Consider the following 473-nt stretch of genomic DNA (forward strand, 5'->3'; position numbering starts at 1 on the left):
CCGGCGGCGCTGCTGCACGCCTTGACCGGTCCGTCGGCGGACCTGCCCGCGGTCGGCGCCGGGCTGCGGGTGCTGCGCGAGGCACTGGCCGTGTGGGACGACGTCGGCCGCGAGCAGCCCGGCGCCGCCACCGCGCTGTTCCGGCTCGCCGAGGTCTCCACACTGCACGACCCGGCCGACCCCGGCCCGGACCTCGACGACCAGACCGGCGACGGCACCCGGTGGGAGCTCCAGTTCGCGCTGCGCTCCACCGAGGACCCGAGCCTGGTGTTCGACGCGGCCGGCGTGTGGGCCGGGGAGGCCGACGCGCTGGTGTCCGGCGCGCAGGACGTGCTGCTGGCCGAGCTGGGGCGGGCCGCGCAGGTGCTGCCCGGGCTGGTGCCCGCACTGCGCCGGGCCCGCCCGACCGGGCTCGAGCTCGACGTCACCGGAGCCCACCGGTTCCTCACCCGGGACGCGCCCGCGCTGCTGTC

At 78.6% G+C, this 473-nt stretch carries 1 pseudogene; it reads left to right on the plus strand.

What is annotated here, in order from left to right:
* Positions 1-473, plus strand: a pseudogene (locus GTW08_RS07825) (ATP-dependent helicase); the annotation flags it as partial.

The sequence above is a fragment of the Pseudonocardia sp. SID8383 genome (assembly GCF_009864975.1).
In the GTDB taxonomy this organism is placed as follows: domain Bacteria; phylum Actinomycetota; class Actinomycetes; order Mycobacteriales; family Pseudonocardiaceae; genus Pseudonocardia; species Pseudonocardia alni.